This window comes from Martelella alba, assembly GCF_006516955.1.
GTDB classification, from domain to species: domain Bacteria; phylum Pseudomonadota; class Alphaproteobacteria; order Rhizobiales; family Rhizobiaceae; genus Martelella; species Martelella alba.
Map to the genome: position 1 here is coordinate 19,571 of NZ_VHLG01000017.1, position 19,266 is coordinate 38,836.

The 19,266-nt window shown below is 60.6% G+C and carries 18 protein-coding genes; 4 read left to right on the forward strand and 14 right to left on the reverse strand.

Features of this window, described 5'->3' with window-relative positions:
• Positions 1-38: 38 nt before the first annotated feature.
• The 3 genes from FJU08_RS19865 to FJU08_RS19875 form a co-directional block, all read right to left on the reverse strand.
• Positions 39-1,412, reverse strand: a complete 1,374-nt coding sequence (locus FJU08_RS19865; protein WP_141150799.1) for a GH1 family beta-glucosidase — start codon at positions 1,410-1,412, stop codon at positions 39-41.
• Positions 1,413-1,711: 299 nt separating this feature from the next.
• Positions 1,712-2,890: a Gfo/Idh/MocA family protein gene (locus FJU08_RS19870; protein ID WP_141150800.1), complete on the reverse strand. Its 1,179-nt coding sequence runs from the start codon at positions 2,888-2,890 to the stop codon at positions 1,712-1,714.
• An 11-nt stretch (positions 2,891-2,901) separates the two neighbouring features.
• On the reverse strand, positions 2,902-3,954 hold the full coding sequence (locus tag FJU08_RS19875; protein ID WP_141150801.1) for a sugar phosphate isomerase/epimerase family protein: 1,053 nt from the start codon (positions 3,952-3,954) through the stop codon (positions 2,902-2,904).
• A 287-nt stretch (positions 3,955-4,241) separates the two neighbouring features.
• On the opposite strand from FJU08_RS19875, the gene FJU08_RS19880 reads away from it, so the two are divergent.
• Together FJU08_RS19880 and gltS are read left to right on the forward strand one after the other, a co-directional pair.
• The gene (locus FJU08_RS19880; protein WP_141150802.1) at positions 4,242-4,988 is read left to right on the forward strand and encodes a sulfite exporter TauE/SafE family protein; all 747 of its coding nucleotides are present in this window, start codon (positions 4,242-4,244) and stop codon (positions 4,986-4,988) included.
• Between the two features lie 79 nt (positions 4,989-5,067).
• A complete protein-coding gene (gene gltS, locus FJU08_RS19885) occupies positions 5,068-6,294 on the forward strand; it encodes a sodium/glutamate symporter (protein WP_141150803.1) in 1,227 nt (408 codons plus the stop codon).
• A gap of 287 nt (positions 6,295-6,581) precedes the next feature.
• On the opposite strand, the gene xylA is transcribed toward gltS, so the two are convergent.
• From xylA to FJU08_RS19920, 7 genes are all read right to left on the reverse strand, one after another.
• Positions 6,582-7,892 carry a xylose isomerase gene (xylA, locus tag FJU08_RS19890; RefSeq protein ID WP_141150804.1) on the reverse strand — a complete coding sequence of 437 codons (1,311 nt, stop codon included), beginning with the start codon at positions 7,890-7,892 and terminating at the stop codon, positions 6,582-6,584.
• 57 nt (positions 7,893-7,949) lie between these two features.
• Entirely contained in the window at positions 7,950-9,407 is a 1,458-nt protein-coding gene (gene xylB / locus FJU08_RS19895) for a xylulokinase (RefSeq protein ID WP_141150805.1), read from the reverse strand.
• 34 nt (positions 9,408-9,441) lie between these two features.
• Positions 9,442-10,470 carry a LacI family DNA-binding transcriptional regulator gene (locus FJU08_RS19900; protein ID WP_141150806.1) on the reverse strand — a complete coding sequence of 343 codons (1,029 nt, stop codon included), beginning with the start codon at positions 10,468-10,470 and terminating at the stop codon, positions 9,442-9,444.
• A gap of 236 nt (positions 10,471-10,706) precedes the next feature.
• Positions 10,707-11,153 carry a MaoC family dehydratase gene (locus FJU08_RS19905; RefSeq protein ID WP_141150807.1) on the reverse strand — a complete coding sequence of 149 codons (447 nt, stop codon included), beginning with the start codon at positions 11,151-11,153 and terminating at the stop codon, positions 10,707-10,709.
• A complete protein-coding gene (locus FJU08_RS19910; RefSeq protein WP_141150808.1) occupies positions 11,131-12,282 on the reverse strand; it encodes an extracellular solute-binding protein in 1,152 nt (383 codons plus the stop codon). The genes FJU08_RS19905 and FJU08_RS19910 overlap by 23 nt, the downstream gene beginning before the upstream one ends.
• Positions 12,279-13,442 carry a CaiB/BaiF CoA transferase family protein gene (locus tag FJU08_RS19915; RefSeq protein ID WP_141150809.1) on the reverse strand — a complete coding sequence of 388 codons (1,164 nt, stop codon included), beginning with the start codon at positions 13,440-13,442 and terminating at the stop codon, positions 12,279-12,281. The genes FJU08_RS19910 and FJU08_RS19915 overlap by 4 nt, the downstream gene beginning before the upstream one ends.
• Positions 13,439-14,503 carry a Gfo/Idh/MocA family protein gene (locus FJU08_RS19920; protein WP_141150810.1) on the reverse strand — a complete coding sequence of 355 codons (1,065 nt, stop codon included), beginning with the start codon at positions 14,501-14,503 and terminating at the stop codon, positions 13,439-13,441. Before FJU08_RS19920 ends, FJU08_RS19915 begins: the two co-directional genes overlap by 4 nt.
• A 215-nt stretch (positions 14,504-14,718) precedes the next feature.
• Between FJU08_RS19920 and FJU08_RS19925 the strand changes: the two genes are divergently transcribed.
• Positions 14,719-15,408, forward strand: a complete 690-nt coding sequence (locus FJU08_RS19925) for a hypothetical protein (RefSeq protein WP_141150811.1) — start codon at positions 14,719-14,721, stop codon at positions 15,406-15,408.
• Positions 15,409-15,449: 41 nt separating this feature from the next.
• Here the strand turns inward: FJU08_RS19925 and FJU08_RS19930 are convergent, their stop codons facing one another.
• Complete coding sequence (locus tag FJU08_RS19930) at positions 15,450-16,010, reverse strand: TetR/AcrR family transcriptional regulator (RefSeq protein WP_181409951.1); 561 nt, start codon at positions 16,008-16,010, stop codon at positions 15,450-15,452.
• 71 nt (positions 16,011-16,081) lie between these two features.
• Between FJU08_RS19930 and FJU08_RS19935 the strand changes: the two genes are divergently transcribed.
• The gene (locus tag FJU08_RS19935) at positions 16,082-17,107 is read left to right on the forward strand and encodes an NAD-dependent epimerase/dehydratase family protein (RefSeq protein WP_141150813.1); all 1,026 of its coding nucleotides are present in this window, start codon (positions 16,082-16,084) and stop codon (positions 17,105-17,107) included.
• A gap of 20 nt (positions 17,108-17,127) precedes the next feature.
• Here FJU08_RS19935 and FJU08_RS19940 read toward each other — a convergent pair whose 3' ends face one another.
• From FJU08_RS19940 to FJU08_RS19950, 3 genes are read right to left on the reverse strand one after another with little or no spacing between them, the layout of a single operon-like run.
• Positions 17,128-17,457, reverse strand: a complete 330-nt coding sequence (locus FJU08_RS19940) for an L-rhamnose mutarotase (protein WP_141150814.1) — start codon at positions 17,455-17,457, stop codon at positions 17,128-17,130.
• A gap of 19 nt (positions 17,458-17,476) precedes the next feature.
• Positions 17,477-18,301 carry an amidohydrolase family protein gene (locus FJU08_RS19945; RefSeq protein WP_141150815.1) on the reverse strand — a complete coding sequence of 275 codons (825 nt, stop codon included), beginning with the start codon at positions 18,299-18,301 and terminating at the stop codon, positions 17,477-17,479.
• Positions 18,302-18,331: 30 nt separating this feature from the next.
• Positions 18,332-19,099: an IclR family transcriptional regulator gene (locus tag FJU08_RS19950; RefSeq protein ID WP_141150816.1), complete on the reverse strand. Its 768-nt coding sequence runs from the start codon at positions 19,097-19,099 to the stop codon at positions 18,332-18,334.
• Between the last annotated feature and the right edge of the window lie 167 nt (positions 19,100-19,266).

Here is a 19,266-nt window from a genome sequence, read left to right on the forward strand (position 1 = left end):
CTAGCAAGGCAAACTAGCCACGCCCATTTTCCCGAGGCTCAGGCGGCCTTGCTGTTTTCCTTGCGGAATTGCGAGGCAAGGGCCGAATACCACTTGCCGGAATTCTTGACCGTACGCTCCTGGGTTTCGTAGTCGACAAAGACGATGCCAAAGCGCATCTTATAGCCCTCGGCCCATTCGAGATTGTCCATCAGGCTCCAGGCGAAATAGCCCTTCAGCGGAATGCCTTCTTCGACAAGATCAGCCACGACGGAAATATGGTCGGAGAAGTATTCCGTGCGCGGCAGGTCGTCGACCACGCCATCAACCGGTTCCATATTGTAGCAGGAGCCGTTTTCGGTGATGTAGACTTCAGGCAGATCGTAGCGCGCATAAAGCGTTCGGGTAAGGTCGCCGAGCGCCGGGGCGAAGACCTCCCAGCCGATATCGGTGAAAACCTGATTGGCGGCGGGCATCTTCTTTACCGCCGGAAACTCAACGCCTTCGCGCGGGTCATCGGCAACGCGTTCCGGCGTGTAATAATTCAGCCCCCACCAGTCGAGCTTCTGTGAAATCAGCGCCAGATCGCCATCTTCGATTTCCGGCATACGATGGCCGAGTGCGGCCATGAAATCAGCGGGATATTCGCCCTTGAAGATCGGATCGAAGAAGACGCCATTATTGAACTGGAAAGCGCGCTCCCAGGCGGCCTGATCGGCGGCGCTGTCGGAGGCGGCAACGACGGCGGTGGCATTGCAGACGATGCCAGCCTTGACGTCGGGCGCCTCGGTGCGGATCGCCTCGACGCCGAGCCCATGGGCGAGATTGACCGTGTGGAGGGCGGCAAGTGCGGCATCCATATTGGACTCGCCCGGCGCGTGAATGCCGTAAAGATGGCTGAGCCAGACCACGCACCAGGGTTCGTTGAAGGTGGCGGCGGTGTCGATACGGTCGCCAAGCCGTTTCATCACGGTCTGGACATAGCGTTGATAGGCATAGGCTGTCGAGCGGGCGGTCCAGCCGCCGTCACCGGCAAGCGTCAGCGGCAGGTCCCAGTGATAGAGTGTGGCGAAGGTTTTGAGCCCGCGCGCCTTGCAGCCGTCGAGCAGCCGGTCGTAAAAATCCAGTCCGGCCTCGTTGACCGGGCCGCGGCCATCGGGAATGATGCGCGGCCAGGCGATCGAGAAGCGATAGGCCTCCATGCCGAGATCGCGGATCATGTCGAGATCCTCGTCCAGGCGGTGGTAGTGATCGCAGGCAACATCACCATTATCGCGGCCATGGACCCGGCCCGGCATGTTGCAGAATGCATCCCAGATGGATGGCTTGCGACCATCCTCGCGCGCGGCACCCTCAATCTGGTAGGAGGCGGTTGCGACCCCGAAGAGGAAGTCGTCCGGGAAGCGTCCGGCAAGGACCTTGGGATCAATCATTATCAGCTATCCTTCTTATCGACTCGGCCGTCTCGGACGTTAGAAACAGGCCTCTCATGTGGCTTTGGGGGAAAGTGGAGCGCAAAATCCGTGCGGCAAGCCCTGCCGACGCTGCAGCTCCGGCGCACACCCCATTCGCACCCGGCATGAACCGGGTCCGGTTGCAGCGACCGGGCCAGATCATGGTTGGACGCCCTTTTAGGCGACAATGATGCGGCTGTACAGCGGCAGGACGGACAAACTGTAACGTTACAGCAAATAGTCTGCCGCCGTTGCCGCTTTGCCGCAGGCCCCGGCAATCAGATGACCGGACTGGTCCAGGCGCCGTCTGCCGCTGCCGAGCGCAGGCAGGCATCGATAAAGGCGAGACCGCAAAGCCCGTCATCAAGGGTCGGGTAGAGGGCCTCAGGCGCGGTCTTGCCGTCTCTAAAGGCCGTGATCGCAAGCGCTGCCTCGCTGTAGAGCGTGGCGAAAGCCTCGAGATATCCCTCCGGGTGACCGGCTGGCACGCGCGAGACCCGTGCAGCCTGCGGCCTGGCGCCTGCACCATTGCGGGTGATCAACCGCTTTTCCGCGCCAAAGGGCGTGTACCAGAGCTGGTTGGGATGCTCCTGATCGAAGGAAAGCCCGCCCTTGGTGCCGTAAATGCGCAGCGTCAGCGCATTCTCATTGCCCGGCGCCACCTGGCTTGCCCATAGCATGCCCTTGGCCCTGACACCGTTTTTCTCGGCAAAGCGCAGCATCACATGGGCATTGTCGTCGAGCAGCCGGCCTTCGCCGAAATGGTCGAGATCGGCGGCAAGGCTTTCAAGCGTCAGGCCCGAGACGAAGGTCGCAAGGTTGAAGGCATGGGTGCCGATATCGCCAAGCGCGCCGCCAGCGCCAGCGCGTTTGGGATCGGTGCGCCATTCGGCCTGTTTCGATCCCTGCCGCTCTACTGGTTCGGTGAGCCAGTCCTGCGCATATTCGGCCTGTACCAGCCGGATCTGGCCGAGAAGCCCGTCCGCCACCATGGCGCGGGCCTGACGCACCATGGGGTAGCCGGTATAGTTATGAGTAAGGATAAACAGCGCATCGGCCCTGTCGGCTATGGCCTTCAGGGTGCGGGCTTCCTCCAGCGTCGCGGTCACCGGCTTGTCGCAGATGACATGGATGCCCTTTTCGAGGAAAGCCTTTGCCGGGGCAAAATGCATATGGTTCGGCGTGACGATCGCCACGGCCTCGATCCCGTCTTCGCGGGTGGCCTCGGCTTCAGCCATTTCCGTAAATGTGCCGTAGACCCGTTCAAGGCCAAGGGCCTGGCCGGAGGCGATTGCCTTTTCAGGTGTCGATGACAGCGCGCCTGCGACAAGGGTGAAGTGGTCGTCCAGCCGGGCGGCCATGCGATGCACGGCGCCGATAAAGGCGTCGGCGCCACCGCCCACCATGCCGAGCCGGATGCGCCGGCCTGTGGCAAGTTTCGATGCTTCAATGGTCATGATTGCCTCCCTCAAAGTCCGAGCATGCGGCGGTTGGCGGCATCATCCGAGCCGGAACCGGCAAAATCGTCAAAGGCCTTGTCGGTGACGCGGATGATGTGATGTTTGACGAATTCCGCCCCCTCGCGCGCGCCGTCTTCGGGGTGCTTCAGGCAGCATTCCCACTCGACCACAGCCCAGCCGTCGAAATCATTGGCGGCCATCTTGGAAAAGATTGCGGCGAAATCGACCTGGCCGTCGCCGAGCGAACGGAACCGGCCCGCCCTGTCGATCCAGGACTGATAACCGCCATAGACGCCCTGCCGCCCGGTCGGATTGAACTCGGCATCCTTGACGTGGAACATCTTGATCCGATCTTTGTAGATGTCGATATTGTCAAGATAATCAAGGCATTGCAGCACGTAATGCGATGGGTCGTATAGCATGTTGGCGCGGCTGTGCTGGCCGAGCCGGTCGAGAAACATCTCGAATGTCGCCCCGTCATGCAGGTCTTCGCCGGGATGGATCTCGTAGCAGAGATCGACGCCGTTTTCCTCGGCGAAATCGAGGATCGGCCGCCAGCGGCGCGCCAGCTCGTCAAAGGCGGCTTCGATGAGGCCGGCCGGGCGCTGCGGCCAGGGATAGAGAAACGGCCAGGCGAGCGCGCCGGAAAAGGTGGCATGTTCTGTCAGTCCGAGATTTTTCGAGGCCATCAGCGCCAGCTTGACCTGCTCCACCGCCCATTGCTGCCGCGCCTTCGGATTGCCGCGTACTTGCGGCGCGGCAAAGCCGTCAAAGGCTTCGTCATAGGCCGGGTGCACCGCCACCAGCTGGCCCTGGAGATGGGTGGAAAGCTCGGTCACTTCGACCCCGTTTTCGCGGGCCAAACCGGCAAATTCATCGCAATAGTCCTGCGATGCGGCGGCTTTTTCCAGATCGATCAGCTGGCTTGCCCATGTCGGCACCTGCACGCCCTTATAGCCGCAGTCAGCGGCCCATCTGGTAATGCCGTCCCAGCTGTCAAACGGCGCCTCATCGCTGGCGAACTGGCCGAGAAATATCCCCGGACCCTTGATGGTTTTCATGATTTTCCTCCCTCAGACCCGCATGTCCCAGACGGGCTGTAACGTTACCGGGAGCAAAGCATGAAGTGACCGCCGGGGCAAGCCGTGGCGGTGCGGGGCGCGCAGCTGAGACATCGAAAGGCGGCTGTTCGATATTTTCGAAAACAGCTTTGCTGAAGCGGCCTGTTCCATTTCCCCGAAAAAGGACAAGTTTGGAGGGACAGGTAAAAAGAACAGGACAGGCCCATGATGAGCCGAAACATCCCGCTGCGCATCCATGCTGCGGCGCCCGGGCGGAAGGACGGAAGGTGACACAGGATATTCTTCTTCTCGCAGCAGCGCTGATCGTTGGCATGTCGAAAGGCGGTCTGGCCTCGGCTGCGGCGATTTCAGTGCCGTTTCTGGCGCTTTACATGAACCCGGTCAAGGCCGCGGCGATCCTGCTGCCGGTCTATATCGTCACCGACTGGATCGGGGTCTATCTCTATCGCAAGAGTTTTTCGAAGCGGAATGTCCTCATTCTGACGCCATCCATCCTGCTTGGCGTCGCCATTGCCACGCTGATCACGCCCTATACGCCGGAATGGGCGTTGCTGATTTTCACCGGGTTGATCGGCGTCTGGTACTGCGCCCGTGCCTGGCTCAAGCGCAAGCAGCTGGAAAAACATGACGCTCGCATTCTGCCGGGGGTCTTCTGGGGCACGCTGACAGGCATTGCCAGCTTCATCACCCATTCCAGTGCGCCGCCGTCCCAGGCCTATCTTTTGCCGCAGCGGCTGCCGAAGCTGGAATTCGCCGGCACGGTGGCGATATCATTCGCCATCGGCAATCTGGTCAAGCTGCCTGCCTATTATGCCATTGGCCAGCTCGATGGGCTGAACTGGTGGCTGATTGCAGGCCTTGCCGCAACCGGCATTATCGGCACTTTCTTCGGCCGCGCCCTGACGAAGATCCTGCCGGAGACGGTCTATATGCGGGTGATCCAGACCATGCTGCTGATCCTGTCCGTTATCTTGCTGGCACGCGGTGTCATGGAAATGCTTTCCGGCGGGTAAGCTGAGGCTGCCGCTTTCCTTTGCAGGCTGGTGGCGTTAGGCTTCCGGGCAGTTCTATTCCGGCCTGGGGGGATTGCCGATGGACGAAGTGACTGCGAGCCAATGGGTTATTCCCGATTTTCAGGCGCTGACAATCGGCATGGTGGTGTTCTTTCTCGGGGCGCTTCTGACCCGCAGGATTGCCTTTCTGCGCAATTTCAACATTCCCGAGCCCGTCGCTGGCGGGCTTTCTGTCGCGCTCATTACCTGGGCGATCTACGGTTTCTTTCATATCGAGATTTCCTTCACGCTCGACACGCGGGATGAGCTTTTGGTGGTGTTCTTCACCACGATCGGCCTCAATGCCCGGCTTTCCGATCTGGTATCCGGCGGCAGGCTGCTCGGCATTCTGCTTGCCGTCACGCTCGGCTTCATCATCGTCCAGGATATTGTCGGGCTTGCCGGTGCGCTGGCCTTCGGCCTGCCGGCTGATGTCGGCGTGCTTCTGGGCTCGGCTTCGCTGATTGGCGGGCACGGCACGGCGATTGCCTGGGGGCCGACCATTGCCGAAAAGACCGGCTTTGCCGCAGCAAGTGAGGTCGGCATTGCCGCCGCCACGCTCGGTCTTGTCGTCGCCTCCTTTCTCGGCGGGCCTCTGGCCAAGCTGCTGATCGAGCGCAACCGGCTGACGCCGGAGACGGAGGCCGTTTCTGCCGAACTGGTGGGTATCGGCTATGAAGACCGGCCGGAGCACCGTGCCGTCAATCATGTCAGCCTGATCCGGGCGCTGCTGGTCACCAATATCGCCATCATGCTGGGGTATGGCCTTGACGGGCTGATCGCAAGAACGGGCGTGAAACTCCCGGCCTTCGTCTCCTGCCTGCTGGTGGCGATTTTTCTGTCGAACACGGTACCGCGCCTGATGCCGAAGCTTGAATGGCCGGCCCGCACCAAGGCGCTGGCACTGATCTCCGACTATTCGCTGTCGATCTTTCTGGCCATGTCGCTGATGAGCATGCAGCTGTGGACGCTTGCCGGTCTCGGCGGTCCGCTGATTGCGGTTCTCATGCTGCAGGTCGTCATCACCGCACTGTTCATTCTGCTGGTCTTCTTCCGGCTTGCCGGGCGGGATTATACCGCAGCCGTGCTATCAGCCGGTGTCGCCGGTTTCACGCTTGGCGCCACACCGACGGCGATTGCGAACATGTCATCGGTGACCAAGCATTATGGCCCCGCACCACTCGCCTTCATCGTCCTGCCGCTGGTCTCCGCCTTCTTCGTCGACCTCGCCAATGCGCTGGTGATCGGTGTGTTTACGGCGTTTTAGAGAGGGCAAAAATACCAGGGCGCTGACAAAGTCATTCAGATTGCCGGTTCGGGGTGGAATAGCCAGCCCCACTGTCGTCATCCCCGCGCTTGGCCCGCGGGGATCCAGCTTCAGCAGATATTGAAGAATAGAAAGAGCCGTTCTGCGTGCCGGTGCATGTCCGCTGGATGCCTTTGGACCAAGCATAGGCATGACGTCAAAGGGGGCAGATTGGTTCGTCAAGACAGCAAACCGGGGCGCATTCACGCCCCGGCCTGTCATTGCCACATCGATGGATGCGTCTGGTCTCAGACGTATTTGTTGACGATGTTTTCCAGATATTCCTGGCGGCCGGATTTCGGCTGCGGGTTGAGGTTTTCCTTTTCAACCATGTCGGCAATGTCGGAAAGCGTCATCTCGCCAGCCAGCATCTTCTTGGCGGCGGGCTTGTCCCAGCCGGCATAGCGCTCGGCGAGCGGGCCGGAAAGCGCCTTGTCTTCGATCATCTGAGCGGCAGCCTTCAGGCCGCGTGCGCAGGTGTCCATACCGCCGATATGGCCGTAGAGCAGGTCTTCGGCATCAATCGACTGGCGGCGTAGCTTGCTGTCGAAGTTGGAGCCACCGGTGGTGAAGCCGCCAGCCAGCAGAACCTGGTAATAGGCCAGCGCCAGTTCGGGCACATTGTTCGGGAACTGGTCGGTGTCCCAGCCGGACTGATAGTCGTTGCGGTTCATGTCGACGGAGCCGAAAATGCCGAGTGTGCGGGCCATGGCCAGCTCGTGCTCGAAGGTATGACCGGCCAGGATGCAGTGTCCCTGTTCGACATTGACCTTCACTTCATTTTCCAGGCCGTATTTCTTCAGGAAGCCGTAAACCGTGGCAACGTCGAAGTCATACTGATGCTTGGAGGGTTCCTGCGGCTTCGGTTCCACCAGGATCGCGCCCTTGAAGCCGATCTTGTGCTTGTATTCGACAACCATGTGCAGCATGCGGGCCATCTGGTCATATTCATGCGCCAGATCGGTGTTCAGCAGGGTTTCATAGCCTTCGCGACCGCCCCACAGAACATAGTTCTGACCGCCGAGCTTCATCGTTGCATCCATGCAGGTCTTGATGGTGGCAGCAGAATAGGCAAAGACATCCGGATCGGGATTGGTGGCAGCGCCGGACATGAAGCGACGGTTGGAGAACAGGTTGGCCGTGCCCCACAGCAGCTTGACGCCGGTTTCTTCCTGCTTCTGGGCGAAATAATCGACGATTTCGTTCAGGTTCTTCGTGCTTTCGGCGAAGGTTGCGCCTTCCGGACGGACATCCACATCGTGGAAGCAGTAGAAGGGGGCGCCGAGCAGGGTGAAGAGTTCGAAGGCAACATCGGCTTTCAGCTTGGCCTTGTCCATGCCGCCGTCATACCACGGGCGGTCGAAGGTGCGGCCGCCAAACGGGTCGAGACCTTCATAGGCCAGGCTGTGCCAATAGGCGATGCCGAAGCGCAGATGGTCTTCCATGCGCTTGCCAAGCACGACCTCGTCGGGGTTATAGTAGCGGAAGGCCAGCGGGTTGTCGCTGTCCGGGCCTTCATATTTGATCTTGGCGATATCGCCGAAAAATCCGGTGCTCATGGGTTTCTCCCTTTAAGGTTTCATTCTGTTGCAGACGTGCATTGTTCCATGACAATGTCAGAGGGCAGACAGGGGTTTGATCGCCGGGTAAAGCGCCCGGTAACGCTGATAGGCCGCCTCGAAAGCGGCAGTAAGACCCGGTTCCGGCAGGATGGTTTCTGCGGTGGCGGGCGGAGTGCAGACGTCGACCGGGTCCGCGCCGGTTGCCGCGATGAGGCCCAGGCGGGCCGCACCGAAGGCAGCGCCGAAATCGCCGTCGGCGGGAATTTCGACGGGCAGTTCCAGCGCGGTTGCAATCGCCTTCAGCCAGTAGCGTGAACGTGAGCCGCCGCCAATGGCCGTGATGCGGGTGAGTGAGGTCCCGGCTGATTTCAGCGCTTCAAGGCTGTCACGCAGGGCAAAGGTAACGCCTTCCAGCACGGCACGGGTAAGCGCTGCCCGGTCGCTTTCATGGGCAAGACCGATAAAGGCACCGCGGATCGCAGCATCATTATGCGGGGTGCGCTCACCGGAAAGATAGGGCAGGAAGGTGATATCACTGGGGGCGACGAGGGTTTCGCCGATCTCGCCGGTCAGCGCCGCCGGGCTCTTGTCGGTGACGCGGGCATACCAGTTCAGCGCGTCGGTCGCCGACAGGATCACGCCCATCTGGTGCCAGGTTTCGGGCAGCGCATGGCAGAAGGCATGAACGGCGCTTTCGGGCTTGGGCAGATAGCGGTCATTGGCGGCGAACAACACGCCGGATGTGCCGAGCGAGATGAAGGCCGAGCCATCCTTGACCGTGCCCATGCCGCAGGCCGATGCTGCATTGTCGCCGGCGCCGCCAGCGACCACGACCGGTCCGGTCATGCCCCATTCCGAGGCAAGGGCGGCCTTCAGCACGCCGCCGGGGGCGGAGCCTTCCACCAGCGCCGGCATCTGCTCGCGCTTCAGCTCGGTTGCGGCCAGCAGTTCGTCAGACCAGTCGCGCTTTGCGGTGTCGAGCCAGGACGTGCCGGCCGAATCCGACATTTCGGAAATGTATTCGCCGGTCAGCCAGTAGCGCAGATAATCCTTCGGCAGCAGAACCTTGGCGACCCTGGCAAAAAGGTCCGGCTCGTTCTTCTTCACCCAGACGAGCTTCGGTGCGGTAAAGCCCGGAAAGACGATATTGCCGGTGATGGCACGGAAGCGCGGATCGGCATCGAGTTCTGCCGCTTCGGCAAAGCTGCGGGTGTCATTCCACATGATGCAGGGGCGCAGCACCGCACCGGATGCATCCAGCAGCGTTGCACCATGCATGTGACCGGAAAGGCCGATGCCGGTGACGGCGGCCAGCTCTGCTGGATGGCGCTGCTGCAGCCGGCTGACGGCCGCCTCACAGGCGGCTACCCAGTCAGCCGGGTTCTGTTCGGACCAGCCATGATGGGGACGCTGGACGGTGAGCGGCGCATCGGCGCTGGCAATCACCTTCTGGGCGTCGTCGATCAGCATGGCTTTGAGGCCGGATGTGCCGAGATCGAGGCCGAGATACATGTTGTCCTCCCTTTCTGCCGGGGCTTATTGCCCGTTACGGCAGATTTTCCTTGATGAATATATCGATACGAATGCGTTCCTGTGCGGCGATGACATTCAGTCCGTCGGCGCGTGATTTCAAAACGCGGATGGCACTTCTGACCTCGTGGCCGGCATCCTGGTTGAGTACGGCATCGAAGACGCCGCTTTCCAGTGCCTTGCGGGCGTGGCCGGAAAGTTCATGGGCAATGGTGACGATTTCACGGCCATGGCCGCGCGCTGTCTCCAGCGCACCGATCAGGCCGCGATTACCGGCGCCGAGGCTGTAAATGCCGATCATGTCGGGATCGGCGGCAATCGCGTCTGTCACCATGGCGCGGGACCGGGCGCTATCGTCCTGCGCTTCGATCGCCGGCAGGATTTCAAGACCGGGAAAGCCGGCCTCGATCACATGGCGAAAGCCCTTCAGGCGATTGGCATGGTCGCGCACGGATAGCGAACCGGCGAGAATGCCGATCTTGCCGCTGCGCCCGGACAGGAACCGGCCAAGAAGCGTTCCGGCCGTGCGGCCTGCAGCCTCGTTGTCGACGCCTGCATAATGGTCGCGGGCGCTGTCTTCGAGATCGGAAACCAGCGTGACGACGGGAATATCGCGGGCGCGCAGCCGGCCAATGGCTGCGGAGACGTCAGCAGCTTCGATGCCGACCAGGGCGATACCGGCCGTGTCCGTTTCCGCCACCCGGTCAATGGCGGCTGCAAGGGCTGAGGGATCGAAGGCCGGCACGCGGACGATATCGATCTGGGTGCGCTCCACCCGGCCGCGAAGCCGCTCCTGCTGGACCGCCTCGTCAAGCGCCTGCATGAAGGAGTTGTCGTTGAGCGGCAGGATGAAGGTGAAGGGATAGATGCGGCCCTTGGCCAGATTGGCGGCGGCGACATCACGGACATAGCCGAGTTTCTCAACTGCCGCCTCGACCTTGTCCCTGGTCTTCTGGCGCACGCCGGGGCGGCCGTTCAGCACGCGATCGACCGTCGCCAGGCTGACGCCTGCTTCCGATGCGATATCGTGGACCGTTGGCCGCATTGTCATAAAATCCCGTCTGCCACCGGTCAGCTGGACCGGTTTGCTGCCTCCTGATCGACGGGGCGGTTTGCCGTGTTTTGCGCGGTCTTCCGCCTTTCGTCTTTCACTCCCGACAAGGCGGCTTTGCGCCTTGAATGGGCAAGCTATAGCGTGATTTTTGATGTACGTAAATCAAAAAACGCAAAGCTTGTGATTTGGTCGCAGAGGGTTATTTTTAAATATTAAAAATCAGATAGTTATGATTTTCTCTTTTCGACAAGGTAAATGTGGTCACAAGCCATAACGACCTCATCGCGCTGGTTGATCACGCGCACCTCCTCAACCACGCGGCCATGGCCGGGGCGCTTGGGGTCATCCGCGCGGCTGGCAATGGTCAAGACCGTGTGGATCGTGTCGCCGATGAAGACCGGTTTGGGAAAGCGCAGCCGCTCATAGCCATAGGTGAAGGAGAGCGGGTTGATCTCGGAGGCAGACAGGCCGATGCCGATGGCAAAGGTCATGGTGCCATGCGCTATACGCTGGCCAAAGGGCGTCGCCTTCATGTGTTCGGCATCCATATGATGAGGGAAAAAATCCCCCGTATGCCCGGCATGGACGACGAAGTCCGTTTCAGTGATCGTTCGGCCATAGGTCTTGCGGCTCTCGCCGGGTTCGATGTCTTCAAGATAGCGCGGCCGTTCCATTGAAACTCTCCTCATAGGCGGCGTTGAGACTGGCGATCACGGCGCTTGCCGCGCGTTTCTCGGTCAGCCCGTCATTGATGATTGCGGAGGCTCTGGCCTGGAAATCCATGTAGCCATCATGGCGCGGCCGCAGATAGGCCTCTTTCAGCGTTCGCCTTGTCCTGCGGTAAAACTGCCCGGCTGCCGCATTCACGGCGTCGTCTTCCCAGGCATCCGCATGGCCCGGCTGGCCGCCGGCTTTGGCAAAGCCTGCCTTCTGCACGTCACCCGAGGCCACCCAATAGGCATAGTCGAGTGCTGCTTCCGGGTTGTTCGAAAAGGCGGAAACGGCAATGCCGGTGCCACCAAGTGCGGAGCCGCGCGGCCCGTTCCGGTCGATGCCCGGCATATCGGCAAAGGCAATCTGCCGCGCCCGGAAGCCTGGCATGGCATAGGAGACATAGCCGTAAATATAGGGCGAGACGATGTAGGGGCTCTCGGCCCGTGCCATTTCTTCCAGAACGGCAATCGGGTCGTGGTTGAAATTGTCTCCAGGCACCAGACTTGCGAGCTCTGTCAGCCGTTCAAACGCTGCTTCGCCGCCTGCCGGATCGACAAACAGGCCCGGCCCGTCATTGCGGCAGGCAAAGCCGGTATTTGCCGCAAGGGTGAAGAATGTCATCAGACTGTGCGGCGGGCGGAGCGGCAGCAGAACGCGGCCGTCTCGGGCGAGGGAAAGCACCGCATCGAAATCGGCGGGCGCGTCGCCGGAAAGCTCGGGGCCGAGTGCCATCACCTGGGCTGCGGCATCAATCGGAAAGGCCCATTGACGGCCGTTGAAATGATAGCTGTCATAGGAGGTGCCGACGGACCCCAGCGCCAGTGCCTGACGTTCCGTTTCCCGGCCCGCCACATCCAGCGGCTGGAGGCAGCCCTCCGCCGTCACCTGGCCGACATGGGGATGATCGATGACGATCAGGTCATACTGGCGGGCCAGCTCCTCGACGGGAAAGCTTTCGAAATCCTGCAGCGAGCGCTTGTCCCAGCGGATCAGCACGCCGGTTTTCTGCGCCCATTGCCTCGCCGTCGCCACCATCGGGTCATAGCCGCGCGGGTGGCTCCAGGTCATGCCCTTCAGAACCGTCATCATAGGTTAAACTCCGCTCGGATTCTGGCGGATTGTTCGCCGATCAGCGGTGCCGCGCGCCCGGTGGCGCCGCGTTTGCCGTCAATCCTGAGCGGCGAGCGCGTGGTGGTGATCGATACGCCATCCTCCCGGGTGACCGTCTGCAGCATGTTCAGCACCTTGAACCCCTCATGCTCCAGGAGCGCCGGCCAGTCCAAAACGCGTGCGCACCAGATATCGGCCGGCTCCAGCAATGACAGCCAATGCTCGGTGGTCCGGGCCTTCAATGCCTCGGCAATGATTGCCTTGATCGTGTCGCGTTCGGAAAACCAGCAGGCAGGCTTGCCGCAATAGGGGCGAAGCGCTTCGATCTGAAGCACATCTTCCAGCCGGTCGATCGGCATCATGGCGAGTGCCAGCCAGCCATCCACCGTCTGATACACGCCGTAAGGTGCGGAAAGATAGGCATGGGCCGAACGGAAATTGGAGCGTTTTGGCGGGCGCTTGCCGTCATTCAGATGCGTTGTCAGCACCTCGAACTGGAAATCGATCAGCGCCTCGATCAGGCTGGTTTCCACATGGGCACCGCGCCCGGTCCGGCCCTTGCGCACCAGTGCGGCCAGCAGCCCCTGGGCAAGGGCAGCACCGGCCAGCATATCGGCAATGGCAAGGCCGAAGGGCACCGGCCCCTGATCCTCATCGCCGTTCAGCCACATCACGCCGGAGCGCGCCTGGGCGAGCAGATCCTGACCCGGCCGCATTACCCAGGGCCCCGCCTCGGAATAACCGGTGATGGAGCCGTAGACAATGCCGGGATTGATCGCCTTCACCGTCTCGTAATCGAGGCCAAGCCGGGTGATCACGCCGGGCCGGAAATTCTGCAGCACGATATCGGCCTTGCCGATCAGGGTCTTCAGCGCGGCAAGGTCATCCGGGCTCTTCATGTCGATGGCGAGGCTTTCCTTGGAGCGGTTGATCGCATGAAAAATTGTCGAATCGCCACCGATCTCGGTGTCGGAGAGATAGAGCCGGCGCGAGAGATCGCCGCCATCCGGCCGCTCGATCTTGATCACTCGGGCGCCAAGATCCTGCAGGCGCAGCGAACAATATGGGCCGGAGAGAAACTGGCACATATCCAGTACCAGCACGCTCGAAAGCGGCAGGTCGTCATCAATGTCGCTCATGGTTTTTCCTTGATGGGCGTTGCAGGCGCGGCCGCGCTTTCATAGGCCGCCTCGACGAGGGCCATGGTGTTCCAGGCATCCTCGACGCTGGTCAGAAGGGCGGCATCATCACCGGCAACGAAGCGCTGGAGATTGCTCATCGTGCCGATAAAGGCATGCGGAAACCAGGTGCCGGAAAGCGGCAGCGACTGCCAGTCCCGGCCTTTCTCGCAGAACCACAATTCATCCGGTACGCCCTTGGGATAGTTGAGATTGACGCCAAGCGTGGCAATCGCCACAGCTTTCGTGCCTTCCAGCCGGAAGGAGCAATCCTGAAATTTCGGGCCGAAATCATGATTGTGGTTGATCGACATGACGGCGCGCACCGGCGCGTCATAATCGAGAATGGCTGCGGTCCGGCTTTGCGACACCGTGGTGTCGGGATGGCCAAGCGTCCTGGCATGGATGCCCTTCGGATCGCCGAGGAAATGGCGGAAAAGGTCGAGGTAATGGATCGAATGCAGCAGGATCTCGACCCGTTCCATCTCTTTTAGAAACGGCCATAAATGCCAGGGCGTCATCATATTGGCGTGCATTTCGGCATCAACGATCTCGCCGAGCGCGCCGCTTGCCGCAAGATCACGGATCGCCAGCATCATCGGGGCGAAGCGCAGCTGGAAATTGACCGCAGCGGTGAGATTGCGGGCGCGGCAGGCTTCAAGGATTGCCGTTGCCTCGCCAAGATCGCGTCCCATCGGCTTCTGGATCAGACAGGCTGATCCGGCCGGCAGCTGTTCCAGCACCGACAGATGGGCAAAGGGCGGAAGCGCCAGATCGAAGATCGCGTCCGGCACGGCCATGGCGTCCTCAAGTGTCGCGAAGGCCGCAATGTCCCAGCTGTCAGCGACCTTCCGGGCCTGTTCGCCATTGATGTCGTAGATCCCGGCAACGCTGAAACCTGCCATGCGATAGGCGGGAAGATGCGCATCTGTAACAATAGACCCCGCGCCGATGATCACGATCGGACGGGGATTTTCAACCGCCGGCCAGCTTTGGGCGACGGTGCTGTGCTCCTCTGACAACCTGCTCCTCCTTCAGGCTCGGTCGGAAAATTCGACCGGTGTCATTCTTATGTGAATAGATTATTCAAATTTGGATAATACGCAAGGGGCCTTTCAGGATTATTTGTCAATCATGGCTTCCTTGTGGGCGCCGTGTCATGGCTTGCCTGAGCGATGCGCTGTGACTAGTCTTGCGGAATGGGGCGAGCGGCAGGGCGCGTCCGGATGAGGATGTTATGTTGAAGTTCCCGATTGCCGTACTGCTTTTCACCGGCATGGCCTTTCCCGCGATGGCAAAAATGCCGGATATTGATCCGGCGGCCTATCCGCCTTCCGGTGTGTTTGGCTTTCCTGCCTTCGCGCTTTCGCCGGACGAACAGGCCGCAAGGCAGGCGCGTATCGACGCCAATAACCGCTTCCTTGCCGATAATGGCATCGCGCCGCTGGAAATGTCGCCGCTTGATCCCTGTTTTGTGAAATTCTACGCCAAGGATGCGACGGGGCATTATACGGGCTATGCCATAGATGAGGCGTTGTTCGCCGAGAAGGGCACCGTGTCCTACATCAAGACCGATGACGGGCAGTGCAGCTTTGATGCCGAGACGCGGGTTGAAACCTGTGACCTGATGATGCTCGACAGCGAGATGACCCTGACGACGCAGTTCGACAGTGACAGTTTCACCCGGCTTCTCGAATTTTTCGGACCCGATGAGTTCGATGCCTGGAAAAGCGGTGATCTGCCGGCTGATTTTTTCGATGTGCTGGATTGCTCACCAGTGGCGCAAACCCTCTTTGCCCATATCGAGGATGGCACGCCCGATCACATCGACTATCCTGACGATGGCGATGAGGGCGCGGTGTTCCGCCGTGCGATTGCCGATCCGGATTTCGTCAAAAAGACCCGGGCCGCAGAGCAGGGTGGTTAGAACGCCGATCTGATTCATAAAGATCAGCGCTTTGAATCAGTTCAGCCGAGCAGGCGTCTGGTGACGAAAGCCACGTCCTCGGCCAGCTGATCGCGCCTGCCGGTGAATTTATAGAGCCCGGAGACACAGGCGACCAGCATGTCGGAGCGATGGGCAGCATCGCTGCGCTCAAACCCATGCTCAACCAGCAGCGCTTCAATCGCTTCATAGAGCCAGTCTTCGAGACCGGAGGCGTTGCGGGTGGCAAGATTGGCGCCTTCGCGCATCAACTCTTCGGCATGCGGTGAGCCGGAAATGAGATCATCTGCGGCGGAAAACTTGGCAAGAAAGGCGCGGGCGATGCGCTCTTCAGGCTTGCCATCGGAGCTCAGTGCCGTGCCGACGATCTGTGTCCAGTCCTCCATCAGCCGTGCGATCACGGCGTTGAAGACGGCCTCCTTGTCTGGAAAATAGGCATAGAGTGTTGGCTTGGCGACGCGGGCGCGGCGGGCGAGCGTCTCCATCGTCGTGCCACGCAGGCCGGTTTCGAGAAACTGTTCCTGGGCGGCATCGAGAATGCGTTGCGTCCGTTCGGCGGTTTTTTTGCTCTTTGTTGCAGGCACGGTCTTGAAGACTCCAAAAACTTTACTAATTGAACATTTATCGTTCAAATCGTTCATTTCAAGAGACCATCATGACCGACACAGTGCTTCTCACAGGTATCACCGGTTTTCTTGGCGGCCATATCGCCCTCGAATTGTTGAACAGAGGTTATAGCGTGCGGGGAAGCCTGCGCAATCCGGGGCCTGACGGCGCCCGGGTAAAGGCGCTCGGCGAGACGCTGCAAAAGGCCGGCGCCGATGTCTCCCGGCTGGAGACGGTGACGCTTGATCTCATGAGTGACGCAGGCTGGGATGAGGCCGCTCGCGGCGCGCGCTTCATGATCCATTCCGCCTCGCCCTTTGTCACCACCATGCCCAAGGACCCGGATCAGCTGGTACGCCCGGCGGTGGAAGGCACCGAGCGGGCGATGCGTGCGGCCGGCAAGGCCGGTATCGAACGGGTTGTCCTCACCTCCTCGACAGCGGCAATCGTTTATGGCCGCGGACCCGGCCGGCCGGATCATCTGGGCTCCGATGACTGGCCGGACCCCGCCGAAGGCAGGCTCGCGGCCTATGCATTGTCGAAAAATCTGGCTGAACGTCGCGCCTGGGAACTGGCCGAAGACCCGTCCCGGCTTGCCGTCATCAATCCCGGTTTCATTGTCGGGCCGTTGCTGGATGCCGATCCCGGCACGTCGGGGGCGATTTTCCAGCGGCTGCTGCGCGGGGAGTTTCCGATGATGCCGCGCCTGGCGGTGGATATTGTCGACGTTCGCGATGCAGCGACCCTTCATGTCAATGCCCTGACGGATGCCGAGGCGGCCGGAAAGCGTCATCTCTCGGCCTTTGCCGGGCTATGGATGAAGGATCTGGCGGCAATCGCGGCACGGGCGGCGCCGGCCTATGCGAAGAAGATCTCAACCCGGCAGGCGCCGGACTGGCTGGTCCGGCTTCTGGCCCTGTTTGATGGCGATATCCGCGCCAATGTCAACGAACTGGGCTACCACCCCGCACTGGATTCAGAACGGGCAAAGCGCTTGCTTGGCCGCACACCCTACACAGCCGAAGACAGTGTTTCAGACATGGTGAAAAGCATCGTCGCGCGCGGGCTCGTCTGAGCCGTCGCGCGACGGATGTATCAATCGACGTGGAAGACTTCTTCCATGTCGATCCACCATTCGCCGTCCTTTTTCGTGTTGAGCGGTTTCTGGCAGGGAATGCAGAATGTCCACCATTCCTGCGTCTTGGGGTCGGCAGCCATTTTGGCCATGTCGGCCTCATAGTCGGTACCGTGATATTCGTAATAGGAGAAGAGCAGGTTTTCCGGCTCGCGCAGGAAAATCGAATAGTTGGAGATATTGCAGGCCTTGATCATGGCCAGAACCTCCGGCCAGGCATTGGCATGGAGCTTCTTATATTCGGCGACCTTGTCGGCATTGAGCCCGATCACCATTCCGTAGCGTTTCATGGGGTCCTCCTTAAGGGCATCAGATTTTGTAGATGCGCATGGCATTCAGCGAAAACAGTCTCTCCTGCTCTTCTGCGCTGGCGCCGGCAATGAGCGTCTTTGTCGCGGCAACCCAGTCCTTCAGACTGGCCGTCAGCGTGCAGACCGGGAAATCAGATCCCCAGACAATACGGTCAAAGCCGAAGCGCTCAATCACATGGCTGACATAGGGCCGCAGGCCGTCGACCGACCAGTTCGCACCGCCATAGGCGATGACGCCGGAAATCTTGGCCGCGACATTGTCGATCCCGGCCAGTTCGGACATATGGCTTCGCCATGGATCAAGCTCGCCGCCTTCGATATCGGGAACGCCGCAATGATCGAGAATGAACTGCACGCCGGGGCATTTTCTTGCCAGAGCGATGGCAAGCGGCAATTGCCGGGCGGAAACGCACAGATCAAAGGTCAGCCCGAGCGGGGCAAGCCGGTTCAGATTTTCGGCAAAAAGCGGCGCCTGCGAGATCTCGTCCGGCACGACATGCAGGACACGACGGAAGCCCTTCACGCCCGAAACCGCGGCCATTTCCTCCAGATAGGCCGGGAAATCAAGATCTTCCGGGCGGCAGGCGGCAATCGCGCCAGCGATCTTGCGATGGGCCGACAGCATGAAGCGGGTTTCTGCGGCCATGTCCGCTTCCGCCACATCCACTTCCATGTGAAGAGCGGCCTCGATGCCATATTGTTCTGCCTCTGCGAAATAGTCCACGGCAGAAAACGTCCGGTCAAGCGCCGGGGCGCCGGTGAGCCAGGGATAGGAAAAGCGGTCCTTTTCGACCAGATGAAGATGGGTGTCGATGATGCGCATGAACGCCTCCTGTCATGCGGGGTTATCGGCTCAGCCGGCATCTCCTCCTTGCCGGCGGGCCTGGGAAAGCTGGTCTGCGGTCCGGAGCACCAGCGTCAGCGCTGCCTGAATATCAGTCTCCAGCACGCGGTCGAGCCGTTCCGTATAGGGGCAGGTCACCACCGCGATTACGGTGCCGAGCGGACCGATCACCGGCGCGGTGATATTGGTGACGCCGGAAATCTGGCCACTGGGCATCAGTACATAGCCCTGAGCGCGGATCGTCTCCAGTTCCGCCTCAAGATCGGCATTGAGGCTTTCGCCGGAACCCTTCAGCATCAGCGCGCGATGTTCCGGTGTGGCCATGGCGAGAAAGACGAGACCTGATCCGGTGGTGGTGAGGCCGAGCCTGGTGCCGACACGTACCGCAAGGCTCCAGTAGGATGGTGCGTCCACCTGGGCAACGACCACCGGTGCATTGCGATCGAAGACGACGAGATGGCAGGATTGCGCGGCATCCTGGGCAAGGGTCTGCAACAGCGGAACAGCCTGATTGACGAGACGTCTGAGCGGCGGGCGGGCATGGACCAGCTCGAACATCTTCAGCGTGATTTCGTAGCGATCCTCCGGCGTGCGGCGGATATAGTCGCGCCTGACCAGCCGGTCGAGCATGCGGTAGATTTCGTTGGGCGTGCGCGACAGCGCCTTGGCAATCTCCGCCTGGCTGAGCGGTGATTCGGTTTCAGCCAGGAGTTCAAAAATATCGAGGCCCTTATCGAGGGCGGGGGCGCGATAGCGATCGTTTTCTTCTGTTGTCATTGTTCTTCCTGCTCATGCGAACGGGGCCGCATCTTTTCTTTTTCGCCTCAACATTGTGCATCTTGCAACCATAAGAATTCCGAATTTGGTCTTTATTCAGAACCCGGACGTTGACGTCCCGTCGAAAACCATGCTTATATACGAATAGACTTTTCAAATATGGAGGA

Coding starts and splice junctions, on each gene's coding strand:
- FJU08_RS19925 (WP_141150811.1), top strand. CDS start 14,719: ATGTTGAAGTTCCCGATTGCCGTACTGCTTTTCACCGGCATGGCCTTT.
- FJU08_RS19945 (WP_141150815.1), bottom strand. CDS start 18,301: ATGCGCATCATCGACACCCATCTTCATCTGGTCGAAAAGGACCGCTTT.
- FJU08_RS19910 (WP_141150808.1), bottom strand. CDS start 12,282: ATGATGACGGTTCTGAAGGGCATGACCTGGAGCCACCCGCGCGGCTAT.
- xylB (WP_141150805.1), bottom strand. CDS start 9,407: ATGTATCTCGGCCTCGATCTCGGCACATCCGGCCTCAAAGCCATGCTG.
- FJU08_RS19935 (WP_141150813.1), top strand. CDS start 16,082: ATGACCGACACAGTGCTTCTCACAGGTATCACCGGTTTTCTTGGCGGC.
- FJU08_RS19865 (WP_141150799.1), bottom strand. CDS start 1,412: ATGATTGATCCCAAGGTCCTTGCCGGACGCTTCCCGGACGACTTCCTC.
- gltS (WP_141150803.1), top strand. CDS start 5,068: ATGGACGAAGTGACTGCGAGCCAATGGGTTATTCCCGATTTTCAGGCG.
- FJU08_RS19905 (WP_141150807.1), bottom strand. CDS start 11,153: ATGGAACGGCCGCGCTATCTTGAAGACATCGAACCCGGCGAGAGCCGC.
- FJU08_RS19940 (WP_141150814.1), bottom strand. CDS start 17,457: ATGAAACGCTACGGAATGGTGATCGGGCTCAATGCCGACAAGGTCGCC.
- FJU08_RS19870 (WP_141150800.1), bottom strand. CDS start 2,890: ATGACCATTGAAGCATCGAAACTTGCCACAGGCCGGCGCATCCGGCTC.
- FJU08_RS19950 (WP_141150816.1), bottom strand. CDS start 19,099: ATGACAACAGAAGAAAACGATCGCTATCGCGCCCCCGCCCTCGATAAG.
- FJU08_RS19915 (WP_141150809.1), bottom strand. CDS start 13,442: ATGAGCGACATTGATGACGACCTGCCGCTTTCGAGCGTGCTGGTACTG.
- FJU08_RS19875 (WP_141150801.1), bottom strand. CDS start 3,954: ATGAAAACCATCAAGGGTCCGGGGATATTTCTCGGCCAGTTCGCCAGC.
- FJU08_RS19900 (WP_141150806.1), bottom strand. CDS start 10,470: ATGCGGCCAACGGTCCACGATATCGCATCGGAAGCAGGCGTCAGCCTG.
- xylA (WP_141150804.1), bottom strand. CDS start 7,892: ATGAGCACCGGATTTTTCGGCGATATCGCCAAGATCAAATATGAAGGC.